Raw genomic sequence first — 784 nt, forward strand, 5'->3', positions numbered from 1 at the left:
CCGTTCAACGCATTACTACCCCAGCCCCCGGAACAACGGAGCCGTTTGTTATGATCCGTCCCGCACAGAACCGTGCTGTCACCTTGTGGCTWATGAAGAACAGTAAACGTCCAATGAAGGCCGTGGACGTCTGGACGCTCTTGTTCGACCACCTGTTCCCACATACCGGACAGATCATGCTAACCCGCGAAGAAATCGCCGAAAAAGTCGGAATTCGGGTCAACGAAGTTACAGCCATCATGAATGAACTGGTGAAGTTCGGTGCGATTTTCTCCGAGCGCGAAAAGGTAGCCGGTATGCGAGGGCCGGGTCTTGTCCGCTACTACATGAACCGCCACGTTGCTGAAGTAGGTAGTCGTGCTACACAAGAAGAACTTTCTACAATACCAAAGCCGGGATTTAATCTTGAAGTTATAGAAGGAGGAAAATTATGAAAACTAACGAACGATTCCATATTGCATGCCAAAATACATTTATAATTTCTCATTCAAACGACTTAGAAACTATGAAAATTTGGAAAAATCTTAAGGAATTACATGATGAAAATTTAGATGAATTTTTTGAATTTTCTATAGTGCGAGATAATGAAGTGCTTCTAGAGACACTTCGCCTTCCGAGTGATCCTTCACTCTACGAATGGTTTGTCGGTCAGCCAAATGTGCCATTACCGACAAAAAAAGAAGCTTTCTGAATATATCTGAAGAAGGGGTTTCCTTCTTCAGCTTACGACAATTTGCTTGCAAATTGTGTAGTAAGTCCACCTTTTGAAAAAAGGGGGCTGAAA

At 43.7% G+C, this 784-nt stretch carries 2 protein-coding genes; both read left to right on the top strand.

What is annotated here, in order from left to right; translation table 11 throughout:
• A partial coding sequence (locus KP705_RS15605) for a hypothetical protein (RefSeq protein ID WP_215764833.1) occupies positions 1-434 on the top strand: 434 nt, incomplete at its 5' end.
• The gene (locus KP705_RS15610; RefSeq protein ID WP_215764835.1) at positions 431-691 is read left to right on the top strand and encodes a hypothetical protein; all 261 of its coding nucleotides are present in this window, start codon (positions 431-433) and stop codon (positions 689-691) included. The genes KP705_RS15605 and KP705_RS15610, both read left to right, overlap by 4 nt.
• Positions 692-784: the final 93 nt, after the last annotated feature.

It is taken from the genome of Gluconobacter sp. P1D12_c (genome assembly GCF_018812105.1).
Lineage (GTDB): Bacteria > Pseudomonadota > Alphaproteobacteria > Acetobacterales > Acetobacteraceae > Gluconobacter > Gluconobacter oxydans_A.

Coding starts and splice junctions, on each gene's coding strand:
- KP705_RS15610 (WP_215764835.1), top strand. CDS start 431: ATGAAAACTAACGAACGATTCCATATTGCATGCCAAAATACATTTATA.